This is a genomic window from Crenothrix sp., from assembly GCF_043729335.1.
Classification (GTDB): domain Bacteria; phylum Pseudomonadota; class Gammaproteobacteria; order Methylococcales; family Methylomonadaceae; genus Crenothrix.
The window spans coordinates 42,477-62,622 of sequence record NZ_JAYTLQ010000048.1 but is presented as its reverse complement, the minus strand read 5'-3'; the positions used below and the strand labels follow the sequence as shown (position 1 = coordinate 62,622).

The 20,146-nt window shown below is 43.1% G+C and carries 19 protein-coding genes and 1 pseudogene; 1 reads left to right on the top strand and 19 read right to left on the bottom strand.

The window, feature by feature from the left end:
- Positions 1–54 precede the first annotated feature (54 nt).
- From ACHZC4_RS10405 to ACHZC4_RS10320, 18 genes are all read right to left on the bottom strand, one after another.
- Positions 55–2,046 carry an acyltransferase family protein gene (locus ACHZC4_RS10405; RefSeq protein ID WP_394753775.1) on the bottom strand — a complete coding sequence of 664 codons (1,992 nt, stop codon included), beginning with the start codon at positions 2,044–2,046 and terminating at the stop codon, positions 55–57.
- An 82-nt stretch (positions 2,047–2,128) separates the two neighbouring features.
- On the bottom strand, positions 2,129–2,980 hold the full coding sequence (locus ACHZC4_RS10400) for an MOSC domain-containing protein (protein ID WP_394753774.1): 852 nt from the start codon (positions 2,978–2,980) through the stop codon (positions 2,129–2,131).
- A gap of 198 nt (positions 2,981–3,178) precedes the next feature.
- Complete coding sequence (locus tag ACHZC4_RS10395) at positions 3,179–3,754, bottom strand: Slp family lipoprotein (protein ID WP_394753773.1); 576 nt, start codon at positions 3,752–3,754, stop codon at positions 3,179–3,181.
- A 179-nt stretch (positions 3,755–3,933) separates the two neighbouring features.
- Positions 3,934–4,404 (bottom strand): CZB domain-containing protein, encoded by a 471-nt coding sequence (locus ACHZC4_RS10390; RefSeq protein ID WP_394753772.1) that lies wholly within the window; start codon positions 4,402–4,404, stop codon positions 3,934–3,936.
- 174 nt (positions 4,405–4,578) lie between these two features.
- Complete coding sequence (locus tag ACHZC4_RS10385) at positions 4,579–5,448, bottom strand: adenylate/guanylate cyclase domain-containing protein (protein ID WP_394753771.1); 870 nt, start codon at positions 5,446–5,448, stop codon at positions 4,579–4,581.
- 133 nt (positions 5,449–5,581) lie between these two features.
- Positions 5,582–6,703, bottom strand: a complete 1,122-nt coding sequence (locus tag ACHZC4_RS10380; protein WP_394753806.1) for a PhnD/SsuA/transferrin family substrate-binding protein — start codon at positions 6,701–6,703, stop codon at positions 5,582–5,584.
- 21 nt (positions 6,704–6,724) lie between these two features.
- Positions 6,725–9,397, bottom strand: a complete 2,673-nt coding sequence (locus tag ACHZC4_RS10375; RefSeq protein WP_394753770.1) for a SpoIIE family protein phosphatase — start codon at positions 9,395–9,397, stop codon at positions 6,725–6,727.
- A gap of 434 nt (positions 9,398–9,831) precedes the next feature.
- Positions 9,832–10,551, bottom strand: a complete 720-nt coding sequence (locus tag ACHZC4_RS10370) for a hypothetical protein (RefSeq protein ID WP_394753769.1) — start codon at positions 10,549–10,551, stop codon at positions 9,832–9,834.
- A 182-nt stretch (positions 10,552–10,733) separates the two neighbouring features.
- Positions 10,734–11,507: a DUF2063 domain-containing protein gene (locus ACHZC4_RS10365; protein WP_394753768.1), complete on the bottom strand. Its 774-nt coding sequence runs from the start codon at positions 11,505–11,507 to the stop codon at positions 10,734–10,736.
- Positions 11,488–12,339, bottom strand: coding sequence for a DUF692 domain-containing protein (locus ACHZC4_RS10360; protein ID WP_394753767.1), 852 nt, complete (start codon positions 12,337–12,339; stop codon positions 11,488–11,490). Before ACHZC4_RS10360 ends, ACHZC4_RS10365 begins: the two co-directional genes overlap by 20 nt.
- Before the next feature lie 96 nt (positions 12,340–12,435).
- Entirely contained in the window at positions 12,436–13,056 is a 621-nt protein-coding gene (locus ACHZC4_RS10355) for a hypothetical protein (protein ID WP_394753766.1), read from the bottom strand.
- Between the two features lie 124 nt (positions 13,057–13,180).
- Complete coding sequence (gene nth, locus ACHZC4_RS10350) at positions 13,181–13,816, bottom strand: endonuclease III (RefSeq protein ID WP_394753765.1); 636 nt, start codon at positions 13,814–13,816, stop codon at positions 13,181–13,183.
- Positions 13,816–14,379, bottom strand: coding sequence for an electron transport complex subunit RsxB (gene rsxB, locus ACHZC4_RS10345; RefSeq protein ID WP_394753764.1), 564 nt, complete (start codon positions 14,377–14,379; stop codon positions 13,816–13,818). Before rsxB ends, nth begins: the two co-directional genes overlap by 1 nt.
- Positions 14,376–14,939 carry a dCTP deaminase gene (gene dcd, locus ACHZC4_RS10340; RefSeq protein ID WP_394753763.1) on the bottom strand — a complete coding sequence of 188 codons (564 nt, stop codon included), beginning with the start codon at positions 14,937–14,939 and terminating at the stop codon, positions 14,376–14,378. The genes rsxB and dcd overlap by 4 nt, the downstream gene beginning before the upstream one ends.
- A gap of 62 nt (positions 14,940–15,001) precedes the next feature.
- On the bottom strand, positions 15,002–15,349 hold the full coding sequence (locus tag ACHZC4_RS10335; RefSeq protein WP_394753762.1) for a hypothetical protein: 348 nt from the start codon (positions 15,347–15,349) through the stop codon (positions 15,002–15,004).
- Positions 15,350–15,634: 285 nt separating this feature from the next.
- Positions 15,635–15,997: a hypothetical protein gene (locus tag ACHZC4_RS10330; RefSeq protein ID WP_394753761.1), complete on the bottom strand. Its 363-nt coding sequence runs from the start codon at positions 15,995–15,997 to the stop codon at positions 15,635–15,637.
- A 21-nt stretch (positions 15,998–16,018) separates the two neighbouring features.
- Positions 16,019–17,110 (bottom strand): iron-sulfur cluster carrier protein ApbC, encoded by a 1,092-nt coding sequence (gene apbC, locus ACHZC4_RS10325; RefSeq protein WP_394753760.1) that lies wholly within the window; start codon positions 17,108–17,110, stop codon positions 16,019–16,021.
- A 181-nt stretch (positions 17,111–17,291) separates the two neighbouring features.
- Entirely contained in the window at positions 17,292–17,561 is a 270-nt protein-coding gene (locus ACHZC4_RS10320; protein WP_394753759.1) for a DUF5615 family PIN-like protein, read from the bottom strand.
- Between the two features lie 168 nt (positions 17,562–17,729).
- Between ACHZC4_RS10320 and ACHZC4_RS10315 the strand changes: the two are divergent.
- Positions 17,730–17,953 (top strand): annotated as a pseudogene (locus tag ACHZC4_RS10315) (DUF433 domain-containing protein).
- A 128-nt stretch (positions 17,954–18,081) separates the two neighbouring features.
- Here ACHZC4_RS10315 and ACHZC4_RS10310 read toward each other — a convergent pair.
- A complete protein-coding gene (locus ACHZC4_RS10310; RefSeq protein WP_394753758.1) occupies positions 18,082–20,010 on the bottom strand; it encodes a methanol/ethanol family PQQ-dependent dehydrogenase in 1,929 nt (642 codons plus the stop codon).
- Positions 20,011–20,146 lie beyond the last annotated feature (136 nt).

The following is a 20,146-nucleotide window of genomic DNA, read 5'->3' as shown; positions in this document are numbered from 1 at the left end:
GCTGTTTTAAGCGCAATAAAAAGCCCTGCTTGCGTAATGCAATCGGGGCTTTTTTTATAAATATTTTTCCTTTTGCATCAATTTAAATGCTGGCATTAAACTCTCAGCAACAAATATTGCACCAGTGGCGGATAAGTGATGGTAATCAGAATACAGTGCCTTGCCCGCACTGTTAATTCTGCATCTGCGCTTGTTATCACGACATAATAAATCGCTGGGATCTAATAATCTCACCTTATAGTCTGCTTGCATTTGCTCAAAAAAAGGTAAAAGTACGTTACGTTGGGCAAGATAGCCATCAATCCATATTACTTCACCCTGTGTTTCATTCAATGCCAACCATAAAGGTACATTTCTGTCAGCCTTGGGTACAGATAACACCACCCATACCCGTTTACCCTGTGCAGTAAGGTGCTTAATTGTCTCTTTAAAGCTTGATTGAAACGCTTTCAGCGAATCATGCTCATCAAGATAGGTGATTTTACGGCTGCCTTCAGTATAAGCATTCCAATAGCCTACTAAAAAAACATCTTTTATTAACGGCTGTTGCTGTAGAAAGTCAATGACATTTTGATAAAATAACTGCCTGTTATCATTCGATTTATCAGAAAATTTTAAAGTCTTTGCCTTCAATAAAGCAGCCCCCGTGTTATAACTTACTTGAATACCCGGAACATTATACAATTCCCCCAAGGTTTCGAATGCGGGAGTTAAAGCGTCTGCGTGGCTATCGCCCCAGACAATAAAACGGGGAGGTAGATTTGAATGGCCCGCAATTAAACATTTTTCAATATCAGGTTTATAACTCTCTCCGGTGTCTTCAAATAGACAGTCTTTTTGTAATGGGTTTGCATCATCCTGCCCCGCAGCATATTGAAGCTGATAGGGGTTAAATCGCTGTGGAGTCCAGTTTGTATACCATATAACTATTCCCAATCCGAGCAATAGTATTTGAGCCGTCAAAACAGTTTTTATTAATGGTTTTTGAAGCCAGCGATGTTTATTCCGGAAAGGTTGTTCAATATATTTCCAGTTGAGTGTTGCCATCACACCGCTTAATATCAACAATCCTGTGATTATGTAGTCATGTCCATCGACTTGGACGCCCGCTTGCCAATAGGAGAACAAGCTTAACAATGGCCAATGCCAAAGATAAAGGGAATACGAGATTAATCCAATCCCTACAATGGGTTTAAGTGCCAGGCATTTATATACCCATGTCTCTCCGGTTAAGCCCGTTGTGATTAATAAAGTTGTGCCTGAACATGCCATAATCTGAAAGGGCAGTGAAGATCCTAATGCTGCTCCCTGCGGTGCAGATACGGCGAATATAATTAGTAATAGCCCCGCAAAAGCCAATAATTCCAGCCATAATTGCACTGTGTATTTTACAGTGAGTGGCTTACTAAAATAATAAGCCACACCAATGCCTAACAAGAACTCCCAGGCACGTGTGGGTAGCCAGTAAAAACCGAAGGCAGGTTTGTGTGATGCAGCCCAAAACGCTAAGCCCAACGATGATAAGGTAAGGAAAGTCAATATTGTCCAACACATACAGGCGCTGAATTTGCGCAACAAAAATACAAACGGCAATGGAAACAACAGATAAAACTGTTCCTCTACTCCCAAAGACCATAAATGCAGCAGCGGATTAGAATCAGCAGAGGGAGCAAAATAATCTCCAGATGAGCTCCAGGCTGCAATATTGGGGATCATGAAAATACTAGCAATTAGAGCTTTACCAAAGCGCCGAAAATCATTCGGCAGCATTACAAACCAGGCCAAAACACTAATGACAAACAGCACAGTCAATAAGGCGGGCAGGATGCGGCGCACTCTGCGCATATAGAAATTTTTAAATGAAAAAGTCTCTTGCGCTATTTCTCGTAAAATGATGCCACTGATTAAAAAACCGGAAATGACCAAAAAGATATCAACGCCCACAAACCCACCCGCAAATCCTGGAATTTGCGCGTGACAAAGAATGACGCTGAGGACAGCGACAGCACGTAAGCCATCAAGGTCGGAACGGTAAATACTTGGCATAGTAATTACAAAAAAGACAACTTTAGACTAAAGGTAATAAAATAGAATGAGTTAGAAATTATCCGACCCATTCTATAAGTTATCAATCTTCGATGGTAATGGTATCCCCACGCTTAACCCAACCCGCTTGAACAACCTTAGCATACACGCCCACACTAGGCAGTTCCTTACCTGCAAACGGCACCATTGGTGTATTTTTTCCAACGGCGTGCTTCAGTATGCCACTGTCCGCAGGCAAATCACCTTGAGCCAACGTTGGCATTACGCAACGAGGGCAGGGATCTGAAATGTGTACCCGTAAGGTATCACCTAATCGTATGGTTTTACCTACCCAATCATTCTCAACAAAGCCTTCCAACCCCAGGGTATCAACCATAATATTCGGTCTAAAACGCCTGACCTCAAAGCGACCAGAAGGATACAGTTTTTGCATGGCCTGGATTGAGCTGGTAGTCAGTAAATGCAGCGCAGCATAGTCAAAAAAGGAACCTTGTGGCGCATCGCCAGCAACCGTTTCGCTGGAGATTTCGTTGGCTTCGCCTTCGTATTCTGGCCAATATTGCTCTAGTTTTGCAGCGTCTGGTGCTTTGGTTTCTAATCTTACCGGGCGTCCTAAAAAACTGGACAGCTTGTCATTAATATCAGCTTGATCACTGTGTAAAACACTACCGTCTGGAAGTGAAATCCACACTGCTTGAGATGCGTTAGCTTCAAGTGGATCAGTGTAGGCAGCGCGAAATGAAAAAATATTAGGCCATTTTTTTGGATTTTTGGCGCTGACAACTTTGTTAGTTTCGGTATCGATAAGCGCATAAAAACGATCACCTAATAATCCGCCCATACTAATGTGCGCCCCATTAAGCTCTTCACCCATCATTGATTTTACTGGATAGCGCCATAATGTGGAGACGGTTATTGCGGTTTTGTTTGACATGACTACTCCGTAGTTTTTTATTGTGTTGTTTTAGTAGTTCTGCGACTACTCTGTGAAAGGGCGATTATCGAACTGAATAGGGCTTGTTGTCAACGTACAAGCGCGAGCTAATCAATATTTAACAATAGTGTAATTTAGTGCTGAAGCAGTGTTAAAAAATATCAAATAAATGCACTGTAAAAGTGTGCTGAGGTTTAGCTAACGATTGCGATAACCATAAAAAGGTGAATAATAACCGCCGTAATAGGGATAATTGCCCCATCCACCTCTCATGCCGCCATAATAACCGTTATAAGGTCCAAAGCCGCCATATCCCATTCCATAACCCCCATAGAAAGTACTGGGGTCGTATTTTGGCCACAAATGAATGATCTGTGATAAAACGACTGGCAGTTTAAGCGTTTTTTTATCAACTGTTCGGTCTACCTCTCCAAGCAAGGCGCCAAATACCGTGACTTCAGTATTTTTGCTATAAACTACAGGATCAAGAAAGCTGGGGCTGTTGATTATAAAGCGTCCCGAATTAGTTTGATCCAGTTGCGGCCTTCCGTAGCTGTTTAAAGGATACAGTAAAACTTGAATATAACTTTGATATTCTTCGTTTTCTACGTCAATAATCACACCACCCCAACGCACAAGCGTATTTTTGTAGGCGTTAATGTTGTGGATAGCTTGATCGTAAGTTATCTCTACGGGTGGCGGATTTTCAATGGCGGGAGGGAGATGCGAACAGGCACTTAACAACAAACAGCTGGAAATCAAAAGGCTTTTCATAAACTGCCTCATAGTGTCGGATATGATGTGAAGCGTTTATGATAACGTATTCAATATCTAGCGTCCAAGCATGAGTGGATTAATTGCTCTGCTGCTGTCTTTATTCCCTACACGGGTTTGGGACTAAAGACAGCTGAATGTTTAGCCTTTGAATAGTGTTCTGTTTTAAGCGGGTGGCTTTATTTTGTGACGTGCGTATAAACAGCGACCAGATCTCTGATGACTTCTTGAGATGCTTGGGCATAATCACCTTCTTTGAGTTCGGCGATGGCTGCGTTTGTATTTTTGGTTTGTGCTAAATGTAATACTTTACCTGCACAGCTATGAAAATGGGCATGATTTTTTTGGAGTCTTGAAAACTGCTCTAAGGTAGAAAACTGTTTACCACCGGCGCTATAAATCCACTTGCCAAGCAAGCATTGATCATCACGGCTAACAATTTCAACCTGGAGTGTTTCGGCTGAACTGCCATCCACAACGGATGTGAGTCGTTTTTTCCAGTTTTGATGCGCTTCAATAGCGGATTTAAAATTCAACCCTACCGTCTCTTCCTGTGCAATTTCGATAATATCTACCGTGGAAGAAACAAGGGGTGTAGGTTTAGATTTTTTTCGAGTCAGTAAACGTTTAAACCAATTTTTAAAAATCATAGCTTCCAGTTCAGAATAATTAAGCGAGCCCCTACTAAATTCAGGGAATAAATAACTTAAGCGTCAAGTTATTTCACTAATAACTATAGTACTTTTTTAAATTAGGGCAAAGGCTGCATTTAAGTATAGCGTTTATGAGTCATCGGCAAAATAGCTAACTCCAATGCTTCTGACTCATTGTATCCCTAAATTTGAGTATAATTCTTGCCTTGAAGCTGAAAGATGACTTACTTCTATCACCGGCTTGTACATAGGATTGTTTGGACATTGCGTCAGATGCCTTTCTAGATGATTGATATAAAAAATTGTCGGGCCATCATTGGGGTAATATTTATGGATATTAACAAAGCTTTTTTGCGCCTTCTTCCATTGGCATTGTTGAAATAAATGTAAAGCTTTGGCAAAGGCATATAACAAAGGGGCTAACTTGGGGTCAATCTGATCGTTTTTATCGATCAATTCAAAAATAACAATGGGCTGAGTTGTATCCTTTAGTAGAAACACACCAATTTCGCGGCTAATAAAACCCGATAAGCCCTCAATTACAGTAGCAGATACCAAAATACGCGTACCCAAAATTTTATTTAGAGCTTCAATTTGTGTGGAGGTCGTAATAATATTACCAACAGGTAAGCCACCGTAATCCTCCATTAACTTGTGGTTACTTAAACGCATTTCACCGTAATGTAAACCCAGGTAGGTGGGTAATTGAGGGGATGGCAAATGGTTAAACTCCTGTAGGGCGCTATTAATTTTAAGTGCTGCATAACAAGCATCACTTCTAAGTTGTGTCTCGGCAATAGGTTTAGCCCATAAAGCAATCAGGGCATCGTCCATTAGATTAGCTATCAAGCCATTATGGGCTTTTATCACTGGGAACATAGTGCTGTAGTATTTGTTCATCAGTGCATTTAAAGTCATTGGATTCATGCTTTCAGACAACGATTTATAATTGTCTGCATCTGTTGCCAGGCATACCCCGTGCATTAATTCCCCGTAGCCATTTATAGTGTCGGCTTGTTGATTTTCTTTTATTAAATACATTTTTTGGTAAATAACAGAAAAATTTTTAGCACTGGGGCGAGGCGTATATTTACCGAACAGGTAGCAATACGCCGCCTTGACCATTTCGTTTTAAGAGACTTCATGACTTAGCTTTAAGCACTCTTTAGGTTTACTACGTATAACGACTATATACCGCTTGTAACATTTGCAATTCACCGGCTTCTGGCTTATGCCAGCCCTCAATTTGAATGTCCGTTAAAATTTGTTGGCCTTGATTATCTTCTGTCATGGCGGTTAATACCGTCAGGAGCTCATCGACATGGTCTTGCAATTGAGGTGAAATGCAGAATAAATGGGAAGCAAAATCGGTTTCGCTTTCATCCAGTTTTTGTACATTACTGCGGCTAAACGATGACAGCCCTTGAAAAGTTTTTTTCAGCATGAAGGTTAAGTCACATTTGCCACGGATTAACGATTGCAAGGCTTTGATTTCGTTACCGGCAATGTCAAAAATAAATTTTGCAGAATTTACGCCGTTTTCATCACATAAAAAACGCCCTAACAAATAGACAAAACTGCCTTCAGAAGCCACGCTTACGGTGAGGCCTTCAAGATCTTTTAAGCTACGTGTATCATCTATCCGCGTTAGGATGACCACTTCATCGGCTTCAGAAATAGGTTTTAAGATAGGAATAAAACCATGGTTTTTAATCATTTCGCAGGCTTCAAACGGTTTTGCAAAAAACAAATCTGTCATATTGCCATCAGGCACATTGGCAGATTGTTCAAAATGAATGGCTCTATTTAATTTGCGTTGTAAATAGGTATTGAGCAAATACCAGCCGGTCAGTTGCTGACCTGATTGCAAAGTGGCTACAAAATTTAATTTATCATGGGGAATATGGGGCGTGGCAGGCTTGTGTTCTGGGTGACGTGGCGGCTCTGGGTTGACGGTGTGTGCATCAGAAATGATAGCAATATCTCTTTTCGCTGAACTAATAAAACGACCCAAGCCAGTAATTTTAAACAGCATGTTGATCATTCTGTTCAATTTTTGCACTTCAACGCGAATTTTTTTGTGTTCCCATTGCTCAAAGAGCTTTAACAGCAAGGATAAGCCCATTGAATTGACGCGCTCAACTTGCCCAAAATCCAGCAAAACCTGCGCACCAGAAGGTAGCGAAGATAATGATTCTAAGGTGCTGGCGGCATGGGCATCAATTGAACCAATGAACAGGTAACGGTAGAGTTCGCCTTGTTTGGAGATCTCTTGAATACTAAAGCTATTTGACATTAACACGGTTTAATCTCCTTTTTATGCGGCTTCATGTTCGCTGTGGTAGAGGAATTGCACACCTGAATCGACGTTCATATCAACGCTGCGGTGCAAATCCCACAGCGTGGTGACCTGGGTGCGTTTTTGCGGATGCACCCGTATTTGCAAATAATCTGCCAACCGCCACATCATATATAACCCTACGCCGCCAATGCCGGCTTCAACACCCTCTTCCATCGAACGGGCAATGTTTTTCAAAAATATGCCCGGGGTTAATGTTCCCCAGTTGTCGGTAATCATCAGCCCTAAAAAGTCTTGCGTCAGCGCGATATCAATACGGACTTCTTCGTGTTCGGACAGCTCCCTGGATTCACCTTTGCTGTAATAAGCCACGCCTTTACCATCACGCGGTGCTGCGTAAAGGCTGTTTTCGGTCATTTCGTCCAAAATAACCATTAAGGCTTCGAGTTGATCTTGATCGATACGGCCTTGATCGGACAGCCAAGATTGAATTTCTTCCATGATAAATAATTTATCTTCGGTATGGGTTAATTGAAATTGACGGTGTTCCGCTGTACCAGGAATAAGGGTGAATAAATCATCATCCGGCGATTCGTGGTGTTGATTGAGCAGATGCTCCCAGCCCAGTTTTTTACAGACATCATCATAGCGCGGCAGAATGCGGCAGATACCGTCCTGGCTGAAGCGGGTTAACAGATCGGAATAACCCTGATCGGCCAAAAAGACTACGTATTCTTTGGAGATACGCGGAATAGGATGCTCGCCCTGGCGGTAGAAGTTCTCTGAGATGCGAATAATATCGCTGACTTCGTTACTGGTAGAGCTGGCCTGTATAACGCGGTCACTGTGGACAACGACGGCAATGGTGACATCATCGGTATACGCCGTGCCACGACAATGCAGTCTGAGCGCATCCAGCAGTTTGATACGCAGTGTTTCAGGATCAGCCGTGGTGTTATTATTGAGTATCGCTTCGAGCCGGTCGTAGCCAAATGCTTCACCATTAGGCGATTCTTCTTCAACCAGGCCGTCGGTGTATAAAAATAATTTGTCACCGACATTTAGGGTTAATTCCGTAGCGTGTGCGCGGTAGTCGGTATCGATATTTTTACCCAGAGGCAGGCCAGATGCTTCCAGCATCACCCACTCACCGGTTTGATAGCGTAGTAAATAAGGTAAAACATGGCCCGCATTGGCAAAAATCAATTTCCCAGTTCTGGCATCAAGACTTAAACACGCCATGGTCATCAGTAAAGACTGTTGTGCAATGGCGCGAATGGTTTTATTGAGTGAGCCAAGAATTTCAGCAGGGCTGATGATTTCATTGGCAATCAGCGGATAAACACCCGCCTTGGCCGCGCTCACCAACGTACCGGCGGCAACGCCATGGCCGCTTACATCGCCAATTAATAAAATATTATGAAAGCCGCCAATGTTGTAATAGTCGTAGTAATCGCCGCCCACTTCGCTGGAGGTTAATAAATTGGCCTGTCCTTGCATGCCGGGTAAATTAATAATCGGACTCGGTAAAATAGAACGTTGTAGGGCAGCAGCCAGGTTAATTTCACCTTGTAAACGCAAGCCTAATTCAGCCAGTTCTGTGTTGGCGTGTTGCGCTATGCGTTCTGCATTTTTACGTGCGGTGATATCAAGGCCGGTGGCTAAAAACATGATCGGCAGTTTGGATACCGAGCTTTTCAATACCGTTGAATTCCACACCACATCGATAAGTTCGCCGGTGCTGATACGCATTTTGGTTTCGATTTCTTCACCAAATTTTATTGCGCCGGACATCATGCCATTAAACAGTTTACGTAACCCGTGTTGGTCGTCTTCGGGAATGCAGCGATTAAAAAAATTGCTGCCTTTGATGTCTTCTTCCGACCAGCCGGTGTCTTCTTGAGCGTGTTGATTAAACAGCACAACGTCACCTTCTGCACTAAGCCCGACGATTAGTGAATGTGTGGTGTTGATGACGTTATCGGCCTCTTGTTTCATGATTAAGGCTTTTTCCTGCAAACTGGACACCAAAGGATGCAAAAGTAAAAACCCCACCATGATTAAGGATGCCAGCGAGATAGCAAACGACAGATGTTGCTTATTGATGGTGCCACTGAGCATAAACTCACTATGGCGCTGCTGTATTAACGAGCCTCGATTGATGCCGTCTAGTATGACCGGCGTGAAGACAAAAAATAAGCGGTTCAGATCAGTGTTGGCAAGATTGATTTCACCGGCCGGAATACGCTGTAGCTTACGTGCGAGCGATAAGTAGTCTCTCATTAAGGCATCGAGGGGTTTTGCGCCATCAAAATACAGTAGCCTTAATTCTGTCGACAATTGCCCTGGAATATGGATAAGGCGCTGACCCTCGCGGATAAAGCGCACGCCTTCGCGCAATGCAGCATGGGATTCTTCTAGTTGTATGATGTTGGAAATAATTTTCGAGTCTATCTTGCGTATTTCGGTAGCATCAGCCAGATAGCTTTTGTGGGTTAAAGACAGATTGATTTCTTCGATAAGCTGACCCTGTTCGGTACTCATCTTTACCAGTAATGCGTTACCTTCCTGTTCTCGAATATCGGTAATCAGTACTAAATAAGTTGCGATGGAAACCAGAGCCAGCAGTACCAGTACCGCAGCGTACTGCTCTAGCAAATAGTTGATGATGCGCTGAAAGATTTTTTGCATTATGCCCCTCTTTAGGTAGATGCCATTAATAATCAATAGCATGCTGAAGGGTAGGATAAATGGCGGCTTGATAAAACAACAAAATAACGCCGGAATTTTTTATTATTAGTCTATTCCTACCCAGAATTTATTTTTAGTCACAATAAGTACGTTAGCAATTTTTACACCAACATAAAACAAGTCTGTTTTTAATGTGTTTTGTGTCTTTTTAACTCAGATTATTTTAGCCAAATGTAAAATTTTGTGACATGAAATTGCCAATAAATTTTTAAATAAACTTATTGTGCAAGTTAAATGGCGTGGGCTTATACCCCACACATAAATAATAGATATGATTTAAAAGTGAAAAATATCTTGACAGCTAAAATTGATACTATCTTAACGCGGGTCACTCTTGCTAATGTTAAAAATTAGCAAGAGGAATTATTGGATGGCTACTCTTGTCTATTTCGGTGGCCGTGTGCAGGTGGTTGCGGTGCAGCAACTTGTCTTCGGCGCTCTTGGGTTTGTGGTTGCTGCTGAACTGGGAATTCTTGTTCTTGTCGCTGACGATTTTGGAGTTCTTGCCGTTGCTGTTGTATAGCAACAGCTTGTTGCCGTTGGTTTTGGACTTGCTCTTGTCGTTGACGGTTTTGAGCTTCCTGTTGTTGTGAATCGTGTTGCTCTTGCCTTTGGCGTACTCGAATTTCTTGCTGTTGGTTTTGATGATTAGTGTGTTCCTGGCGCGGTTGTCCGCGATTGGGTGTTAGCCAACTGTCATTATGGGGTGCTGGAGGCCTAACAACCCGGTTGGAATGACGTGAAGGCTGATGAGATGGTCCGTAACTTTCATAATTGCCTTGATTGCCATAATTACCCTGATTACCGTAGCCACCATAACCGTTTTGATTACCATAATGGTCAGAATCGTCTTGGTCACCGTAACCGCCATAACCACCTTGATTACCATAGTTACCGGGGTTGTTGCCATAGTTCCCATAACCACTTTGATTGCCATAGCCCCCCTGATTGCCATAGCCACCATAATTACCTGGGTTGCCATAACCGCCATAGCTACCCTGATTGCCGTAACCATTATCATTAGCGCGATTATGCATACAGGCGGATAAAGGCACGAATGTGGCTATGATAAGAAGTCTTTTTATTGTGTTCATGCGTTACACCTCGTTGTTTAATTTAGATTAATATTAACGATGTAAAACTGAATGTAACATGAATTAAAACTCTAAAGTTAAAGGATAGGTTCAGGGGAAGTATGTGCTTGAATTTAATAGCTTTAAAAAGGCTGTATTGTGCTCAATAAGCTATTAAATTATTAAAATGCAATGTGTTAAGATTAGTTTGGGCGGGTTATGACCACAATATTTTTGTCGACCAAGCCTTTAAGAATTTGAATGCCAGTATTAATAATCAGTTCAGGGTTAGAGTGCTGGGCTTCTTGTGCAACTTGCATCAAACTGCTTTCCACGGTGGCGTTTGCATTTTCTTGAATAACTTCCAGTAAGCGATAGGTGGTCGGTGTTATTTCCAGAAAATGTACATCATCGCTTTTATCACGATAGACAATCAAAAAGGTAGGCGATATCGGCGCAGTTAAAGGTACAAATTGCGGTGAAATTTTGTGTACCGGAAAGCTATATGCCAAAGGCCACGCTAACGGCGAGACCTGGATGTTGCTGTGTAAGCTATTAGCCCAGTCAATAGCATCATTTTCCAAGCTATTATCTTTGGCTATCGATAAGGCCATTTCTACCCATTCATAGTGTGCAAGTTCCAGCAAAAATGGCAAATCGTCGAGATTTTGTCGTTCGTTTTGCAGGTAATCGATAAACTCTTCCGGAATCTCAGAAAAATAGGGGGACGAGCAATGATGATGGGCAAAAAAATCCTGAGCTAAAGCTAGCCATTGCTGGTCATTCAGCAGGTGTCTAATAACAGGGAAATTGCCCGCTAAAAAACCTTCGACATTGTTAAAAAACAGTTGCCGATACATCTGCATACGTTTTTTTTTGATGCCTAACGGCATGGGATTGCGGTCTGGATCGCGGATATAAGCGGCAAATTCCAGTTGCTTGGCTTTAAAATCGACTTTAGGCCGGCTGTTTCGCATATTGTCTCGTCCAAGCCTCTTGTAGTGCATTAATAGTGCCCACTTCCTGTAATAATTCGCCCATTTCCGGAATGTTAAAATCCCGCTCTAACAGTGTGGGGAATACACCGTACAATTGATAGGCTTTTTTCAAGAGTTTCCAGACCGGATCAACCACGCTGGCGCCGTGGGTATCTACCAAAAAATCTTTGGCTTCAACATGATGCCCGGCAATATGTGCATAAGCAATGCGTTGCGCAGGGATGGCTTTTAAAAACGCGTCGGCCTTGTAACCGTGGTTAGTGCTGTTCACGTAAATATTATTCAGATCCAGCAATACATTGCAGTCGGCCTCGCTAACAACGGCATTAAAAAAGTCGATTTCTGACATTTCCTGGCCAGGAGCTGCATAGTACGACACATTTTCGATGGCTATTTTTTGTTCCAGAATGTCTTGTACACGTTTAATACGCTGGGCAACGTGGGTTACCGCTTCTGAGGTAAAAGGGATCGGCATTAGATCATACAAATGGCCGTCTTTGCTGCAATAGCTTAAATGTTCGCTGTAGAGTTTGATGTTGTGTTCGGCTAAAAACTGTTTCACGGCCAATACGAAAACTTCATCCAAAGGATCGGTGCTGCCTAGCGATAACGATAAACCGTGACAGACAAAGTCGAAACGCTCGGTCATAGACCGAAATTGTTTGCCAAGTTTGCCGCCGACAGTTATCCAGTTTTCCGGTGCGACTTCATAAAAGCCGATGTCGTCTGGTGGATTATTGACCAGCTGATTTAAGAGAGGACGCCGTAAACCTAAACCGGCGCCGCAAAGGGAATAGTGGGTTGTGTCCATTAGAACACCTTGATGTTGTTTTAAAGGGGAGGGCTGTTACACCCTCCTTTTTTAACTAAAAGCCAAGTTAAACTTGCTGCTGTCTAACATTAACGTTTATTTTGTTGCTGGGACAGCAGGTGTTGCTGGAACAGCGGGTGCGGCAGCAGCCGGTGCTTTCATATTAGCACCACAAGCGCCATCTGCGCCTTTCATCATGTCAACACAGCCTACCATCCCTTCGCCGCAACCTTTCATTGCTGCGCCACAAGCACCTTCTGTGGTTTTCTTGTCAGGGCACGCTTTCATGCCATCGCCGCATTGTGCGCCACATTTGCCGTCAGGCATTTTTGAGCCAGCAGCCCCACAGGCGCCTTCTTTGCCCTTCATCATCGCGCCGCAAACTTTTTCCATGCCTGCTTTCATTTTGCCATCTTTCATCATGGCACCACATTTGGCTTCACCACAGCTCCCTTCAGTGGTTTTAACGGTAGTTTTAGGTTTTGCGGCGCCAGCACAAGCGCCTTCTGGCATCTTGGACGGGGTCATTCCAGGCATGTTCATGCTTGCGCCGCATTTCATTTCAGCGGCTTTAGCTTCTGCAACTTGCATATATCCCGAAGACAGCTCAGTCATACCAAATGGATTAGCTTCTGCATTTGCGGCAGTGGCAGCAAACGAGGCAATAAAAGCAACGCCGAGTGTTGCAGCTAACGGCGTTTTGTTTAACTTTTTCATAGAGAGGTCCTATTTGATTTATTATAAAATTCGTATGCTTAGAGTATCAAACAGCCATTAATGTTCCTTAACTCCGATACCCTAACCGTAGTATAAAAGGTCTAAATATGCGTGTCCAGACTTGCTAGATTATTGTTTTTTCTTTAAATTCACAAAGATTTGCAATAATACAATCTGGGCATTTAGGTTTTCTAGCAACGCAAGTATACCGCCCATGTAATATTAGTAAATGATGCGCATCTTTTTTATGCTGCTTAGGGACGAATTTATCCAGTTTGCGCTCGACTTCGCGTACGTTTTTGCCCGGTGCAATGCCGATACGATTGGAAACACGGAAGATGTGGGTATCGACAGCAATCGTGTGCTCGCCAAACGCAGTGTTAAGTATAACATTGGCAGTTTTACGCCCAACACCGGCCAATTTTTCCAGCGCTTCACGGGTATGCGGAACTTGTCCGGCATGATTATCCAGCAATTGCTGACACAGCGTGATGATATGTTTGGCTTTGCTGTTATATAAACCTATCGTTTTAATATAGCTTTTCAGGCCATCCAAACCCAAGTTTAAAAGTGCTTGCGGCGTATTAGCGATTGGAAATAATTTTGCCGTTGCTTTGTTGACACCTTTATCAGTCGCCTGAGCTGACAGCACAACGGCAATTAATAACTCGAACGGCGTAGTGTAGACCAGTTCTGTGGTCGGTTCTGGGATGGCTTTTGCCAAACGCTCAAATATTTCCAGCCGCTGTTTTGCGTTCATTACAACGATGACGGATTTATGTTAAGCAAAGCTGCTTTCTTTTTCCGTAAACGTTCGGTTTTTTCCAAGGCTTCGTTTGTTTTGCGCAAGTTTCTCGCTTCATAACGTTGTTTGGCGTGTAGTGCTCTGGGGGCTTTTTGTTCTGCGGGGTACATAACAATGCAATCCATAGGGCACGGTGCAATGCAGAGTTCGCAACCGGTACATTCGTCAGTAATTACAGTGTGCATAAATTTAGCTGCGCCCAAAATGGCATCAACAGGGCAGGCGGCAATACATTTAACGCAGCCGATACAATCCGCTTCAATAATAAACGCCACGCTTTTTGGCTTATGTTCGCCAAATTGCGTGTTCAGTGCTTTAGACGGCAAACCCAGTAAGTTGGCTAAGACTAGTACGCCTTCATCACCACCCGGTGGACATTGGTTAATATCCGCTTCGCCGCTGGCAATCGCTTCTGCATACGGGCGACAACCCTTATAACTGCATTGCCCGCATTGGGTTTGCGGTAGCAGGGCATCAATTTGGTCTATGGTAATGTCAGGCACGGGTGAGTTGATCACGCTTTGGGTAAAGTTACGCCAGTTTGTCCCTGGTACTTGCCGCCTCGATCTTTATACGAGGTTTCGCAGACTTCATCGCTACCGAAAAACAGCATTTGTGCCACGCCTTCGTTGGCGTAGATTTTGGCGGGCAAGGTGGTGGTATTGGAGAATTCTAAGGTAACGTGACCTTCCCATTCGGGTTCTAAAGGCGTTACATTTACAATAATACCGCAGCGTGCGTACGTCGATTTTCCCAGGCAAATGGTCAACACATCACGCGGAATCCGAAAGAATTCCACGGTTCTGGCTAGGGCAAATGAATTGGGTGGAATAATGCAGACATCGGATTTTATATCGACAAAGCTATTAAGATCGAAGTTTTTAGGATCAACGATAACTGAGTTAATGTTGGTGAAAACTTTAAATTCATCGGAGCAGCGCACATCATAGCCGTAGCTGGAAGTGCCGTAGGAAATCACCCGTCCTTTTTCCGAATCACGTACTTGGCCGCTTTCAAACGGTTCTATCATGCCTTGCTGCGCCATGCGGCGTATCCATTTATCTGATTTAATGCTCATGTTTTATTTTTTAGTTGTAATGGTTTTTTATCGAATTGCTTTGGATCATAGCCACTTTAAGCTCATGATACCCAGGCCTCACCACAATTTGTAATGGCAACCGTTCTACGTACTTTCTTGGGTTCGCCATTATAAACCGCCATGAATTCTAAAGTAACGTAGGATGCCAGATGGCCCTGGATTTTATCCAGCCAGTCCATGTCACCTTTTAAGCTACCGGAAACATTACAAATACTGGGATTGCTGGCCAATAACGCATTGGCATCTTGAAAGGGGTAAACAACAGCCCGATCTTTATCGTTAGCTACGGTTTCGCGGTTTTCTTTCAGAAGATAGTTAATGGCAATCTGAATTTTTTCATCATCTGGAATATATCGAAATTTTGTTAAGCAAAATCCCGAAGCAATCATAATGCCGAGTAGGATGACGGTTATTAAAAATAATCTCCCCGTTATTATCTTGATATACCAAATACAGATGTCCAGATAACGAAAATGTAATTATTGAGACTCCCAGCTTAAAATTCCTTCTCCTTCGGGAGAAGGCTAGGATGAGGGGTATAAAATTGACAGGGGTCTGAATAATTACACGAAAATATACCTTCAGAGCCAACTTGCGTCCCTTCAATTAATATTTTACTCATTTGCCGATTGCCTCAAAAGTTTAAGTTTATTATGTTGATTACTATTAGTTGTTTACTGTACATGGGGTATAACATCAATTTCTGTGATCTTTTGTTTCTCGTTATGGTGACCCAATACGGCAATTTTTACATTGGCTAAATTATTTGCCCACCAATGAAAATAAAATCTACCGTTCTTGAGATCATCTGGATTTTTTGTATTTTTGAGACCTATTTTTGCCATGTAATTGTTTAACTCAAGATAGCTAGAACCGATTGGAAAATTCTTTTTTATGCAAGGAGTAAATGTAGAGATATTACATTTATCACAATTATATGGACTTAAATCAGCGGGAACACGACAAGACGAACTGCAGGAAAAAAGTATCGGTAGAATCATTAAAATCCATAACCTTTTTATGCTAACTGTTCGCATTTTTTATTCCTAGTGGTTGATTTAGGTATTTTGCACGATAATATTAGGAAAGCGCGTCGTAAAATCCTTAGCCCTTAACGCTAATTTAGCCGCCGTCTTACGGGCAATTTCCTTATAAATCTGCGCCGCACGGCTATCAGGATCAGCGATTACAGTCGGCACGCCAGAATCGGCATATTCACGGATCGACCTATCCAATGGCAACGAACCTAACAGCTCAACTTTATTAATCTCTGCCATTGCTGCGCCGCCGCCCGAACCAAAAATAGCTTCTTCATGGCCGCAGTTGCTGCATATATGCAGACTCATGTTTTCCACGATACCCAGCACAGGCACGTTAACTTTCTGGAACATCGCCAATCCGCGCTGCGCGTCAATCAAGGCAATATCTTGGGGGGTGGTGACGATAATCGCGCCACTGACCGGAATTTGTTGCGACAAGGTTAATTGGATGTCACCGGTGCCGGGTGGCAAGTCGATAATCAGGTAATCGAGATCATTCCAGTTGGTTTCCTTGAGCAATTGCAGCAAGGCATTGGTGACCATTGGGCCGCGCCAGATCATCGCCTGTTCAGCGGGAACCATATAACCGATGGACATGGTTTGCAGACCATGCGCCATATTGGGCATCATGGTTTTTTTATCCAAACTGGTGGGGTAATTGCTGATACCTAACATGGTCGGAATACTGGGGCCGTAAATATCAGCATCCAAAATACCGACCGTTGCGCCCTCTGCCACCAACGCCAAGGCAATATTCACCGCTGTAGTGGATTTGCCGACACCGCCTTTGCCGGAGGCCACGGCGATAATGTTCTTCACATTGGGTTGCGGTTTTAGGGCTTGCTGTACGGCGTGGGAGAGAATCTTAACGTTAATATCGACAAACACACTGCCGATGTCGGGCAAGGTTTTCAGTTGTTGCTTAACGGCTTCGGTTAAGGCTTCAATCGTGCTGTTGGCGGGATAGCCCAGTTCCAGGCGCACGCTAACGTTTGCGCCATCAATGGTAATGGCCTTAACGGATTTTGCTGCTACCAAATCCAAGCCGTGGTTGGGGTCGATAACGGATTTGAGGAGGTTTTCTATTTGTGATTTTTCGAAGTTTGCCATGTTTGTTTAATTAAACCTGTTGTGCGCTGCTTTTGGGATGGCGTTATTCTACAGGAATTTTGTTGTGTGAGCGGTATCTGGCAAGCGTATTCTTATTGGTGTATCAGCACAGTTTCCTAGTTGTTACATTAGTTATGTTTAATGAGTGATGTACGGGTAAGTTCCAAATAGCCAAAATCTGCTAATGCCGAAATAATTTTTGGTAAATTTTCGATAAAGATTGCTTTAAGTTCCTTATTTGAAATATTTCCAGTAGAAACCAGAAGCAATTTATACGGTTGATGTGATATAAAAATGAATTTACATAATCCGTATCTTTGGTAATGACCACACGTTTTTTAAATTCAGATAGTCGATTAATGTGGGTATCTGTTGTTCGATTGCCTTCTGGTAAATCTAAAGTGTGGGTTGCATCTGTGAAGCCGTACAATAGCCGTGTTACATTTCGCACAGCTAACCCCCGCGTGTTTGGTTATATTTTAAACAGCGACTGCACGATGCTGAAGCGTAGGGCGGTTTACTACGCTAAATCACTCTATGCGTTTATTCACAAAAAAATCCATAGCCAACACGTTATAATTTGATATGCCTTAACCCAGAAGAGTGCAAAATTATGAATATTGATTATCACAACATAATTACTATCAAACCTGAAAAACGTAGCGGTAAACCCCCCTGTATTAGGGGCTTACGGATTATAACGTACTTTCTTGGTTGGCGGATGGCATGAGTCGTGCCGAAATTGTTGATGACTTTCCTGAGTTAACAGACGATGACATTACTGCTTGTTTGCACTATGCAGCGGATAGGAAACGCCAATCTGTAACCATAAAAGCCTTATGAAGTTTCTGCTTGATGAAAATTTATCACGAGTGAAACCCCTCATTGATATTCGGCATAAAAAAAACCCTGGTCGATTAATCGACCAGGGCTTTCTATTTATCGTTACTGCTAGAAACTAAAAGTATTTCTTAGTTTGCGGCAGGTAAAGCGAAGACAGAGAATACGCCGCCAGCTTTGGTTAATTTACCCAAACTTGCATACGCGCCCGCTGCGCCCAAAGCTTCTTGGGTTTTCATCAACAATGCTTTTTCAAGTTCAGTTTTCTTGGCTGGATCGGTTTCAGCAGCAATTTTTTCTTGCATTTGAGCGATAACTTTATCGCCGTCAGTTGCAACAACTGCGCCTGCCCAACCACCAATACCTGACAATACGCCTACGTATTGCTTGCCTTCAAAGCTCCATGTATTTACGTTGCCGATAATACCGGATGGGGTTTTAAACTTGTACAGTTCTTTACCGGTTTTAGCATCAACCGCTTTCAGGTAACCTTCTAAAGTACCATAGAAAACCACGCCGCCTGCGGTAGCAACAGAACCAGACCATACTGAGAACGGTTCTTTAACAGACCAGGCGATTTTGCCGGTTTTAGAATCCCAAGCTGTAAACTGACCCAAGTTGGTTGTACCGTCTGGTGCGCCAGTCAATACATCTTTACCCGCTGGCATCATGTCCAGTGTAGCACCTACGTAAGGTTGGCCTGCTGTGTAGTCAACAGCAAACGGTTCGTAGTTCATACACAGGTGATTACCAGAAATATAAACTAAGCCTGTTTGTGGTGAGTAAGAAACCGGTTGTTGGTTTTTGCTACCCAATGCAGCTGGACAAACGTCTTCAGACTTAACATCTTCGCCATTTTGCTCAGTACTGTATTTAGCAACCACTTGTGGACGACCTGATTTCATATCAACATGGCTAGCCCAGTTGACAGATTTGTCGAATTTTTCGGCAATTAACAATTCGCCTGTCTCACGATCTAAAGTATAGCCAAAACCGTTACGGTCAAAATGCACGATGGTTTTGTGCATTTTACCATTCACTTCTTGGTCGATTAATGGCACTTCGTTGATACCGTCAAAGTCCCATTCGTCATGTGGCGTCATTTGATAGACCCACTTTACAGCGCCGGTGTCAGCGTCACGCGCCCACAAAGACATAGACCACTTGTTGTCGCCAGGACGTTGGGTTGGATTCCAGGTAGATGGATTGCCTGAGCCGTAATAGACCAGGTTTAATTTAGGATCGTAAGAATACCAGCCCCAAGTTGTGCCGCCACCGATTTTCCACTGGTCGCCTTTCCATGTTTTTAAGCTGGAATTTTCGCCAACTGGGGTAACTTTACCGTCTTCCCAAGTTGTGGTTTTGCTAGGCTCAATCAGGGTGTCTGAATCAGGTCCCATACTGTAACCTTTCCAGGCCAACTTGCCGGTTTTCATGTTGTAAGCCGCCATAAAGCCGCGTACACCAAATTCACCGCCGGAAATACCGGTTAATACGTTATCTTTAACAACTAAAGGCGCGTTGGTGTTGGTCATACCCAATTTTGGGTCGCCGTTTTGTACGCTCCAGATGCGTTTACCGGTTTTGGCATCCAAAGCAGTCAACACTGTATTAGATTGTTGCAGGAAGATTTTGCCATCACCGTACGCCAAACCACGGTTAACGGTATCGCAGCACATAACAGGAATAGTTACGTCAGCGTCTTGTACAGGGGTGAATTCCCATAAAATGGCTTGGGTTTTTTGGTCAATGGCGAAAACAGTATTAGGGAATGGTGTGTGAATGTAGATGACACCGTCAATGGCTAAAGGTCCGCCTTCATGACCACGCAATACGCCAGTAGAAAAAGTCCAGGCAGGTTGCAGATTTTTTACGTTTTCAGCAGTGATTTCTTTCAGCTCACTGTAACGTGTACCTGCGTAGTTACCACCCCAGGTCGCCCAGTTAGCCGGGTCTTGAGTAAGTTTTTCAACGTCGCTGTTAGCAGTTGAAATGGCTGGTGCAGCTAAAATTGCTGCCACGCTTGACGCAAGTAGCAAGCTTTTTAAAGGCTTGTTCATATATATTTCTCCTGATATTTTGTGACACGACAAAATACTGATTGTGAATTTTTTATGACTAATATTAGTTTTTGGGTGATATTGTTATTTTCCCCTGCATTTCAGGAATTTTTCACGCCAAGTGTGTAGATTAAGT

Coding starts and splice junctions, on each gene's coding strand:
- ACHZC4_RS10395 (WP_394753773.1), bottom strand. CDS start 3,754: ATGAAAAGCCTTTTGATTTCCAGCTGTTTGTTGTTAAGTGCCTGTTCG.
- ACHZC4_RS10365 (WP_394753768.1), bottom strand. CDS start 11,507: ATGCGAAACAGCCGGCCTAAAGTCGATTTTAAAGCCAAGCAACTGGAA.
- ACHZC4_RS10330 (WP_394753761.1), bottom strand. CDS start 15,997: ATGCGAACAGTTAGCATAAAAAGGTTATGGATTTTAATGATTCTACCG.
- ACHZC4_RS10310 (WP_394753758.1), bottom strand. CDS start 20,010: ATGAACAAGCCTTTAAAAAGCTTGCTACTTGCGTCAAGCGTGGCAGCA.
- nth (WP_394753765.1), bottom strand. CDS start 13,816: ATGAACGCAAAACAGCGGCTGGAAATATTTGAGCGTTTGGCAAAAGCC.
- ACHZC4_RS10360 (WP_394753767.1), bottom strand. CDS start 12,339: ATGGACACAACCCACTATTCCCTTTGCGGCGCCGGTTTAGGTTTACGG.
- ACHZC4_RS10335 (WP_394753762.1), bottom strand. CDS start 15,349: ATGATTGCTTCGGGATTTTGCTTAACAAAATTTCGATATATTCCAGAT.
- ACHZC4_RS10380 (WP_394753806.1), bottom strand. CDS start 6,703: ATGTCAAATAGCTTTAGTATTCAAGAGATCTCCAAACAAGGCGAACTC.
- ACHZC4_RS10385 (WP_394753771.1), bottom strand. CDS start 5,448: ATGTATTTAATAAAAGAAAATCAACAAGCCGACACTATAAATGGCTAC.
- ACHZC4_RS10355 (WP_394753766.1), bottom strand. CDS start 13,056: ATGAAAAAGTTAAACAAAACGCCGTTAGCTGCAACACTCGGCGTTGCT.
- ACHZC4_RS10370 (WP_394753769.1), bottom strand. CDS start 10,551: ATGAACACAATAAAAAGACTTCTTATCATAGCCACATTCGTGCCTTTA.
- ACHZC4_RS10375 (WP_394753770.1), bottom strand. CDS start 9,397: ATGCAAAAAATCTTTCAGCGCATCATCAACTATTTGCTAGAGCAGTAC.
- dcd (WP_394753763.1), bottom strand. CDS start 14,939: ATGAGCATTAAATCAGATAAATGGATACGCCGCATGGCGCAGCAAGGC.
- ACHZC4_RS10390 (WP_394753772.1), bottom strand. CDS start 4,404: ATGATTTTTAAAAATTGGTTTAAACGTTTACTGACTCGAAAAAAATCT.
- ACHZC4_RS10400 (WP_394753774.1), bottom strand. CDS start 2,980: ATGTCAAACAAAACCGCAATAACCGTCTCCACATTATGGCGCTATCCA.
- ACHZC4_RS10405 (WP_394753775.1), bottom strand. CDS start 2,046: ATGCCAAGTATTTACCGTTCCGACCTTGATGGCTTACGTGCTGTCGCT.
- apbC (WP_394753760.1), bottom strand. CDS start 17,110: ATGGCAAACTTCGAAAAATCACAAATAGAAAACCTCCTCAAATCCGTT.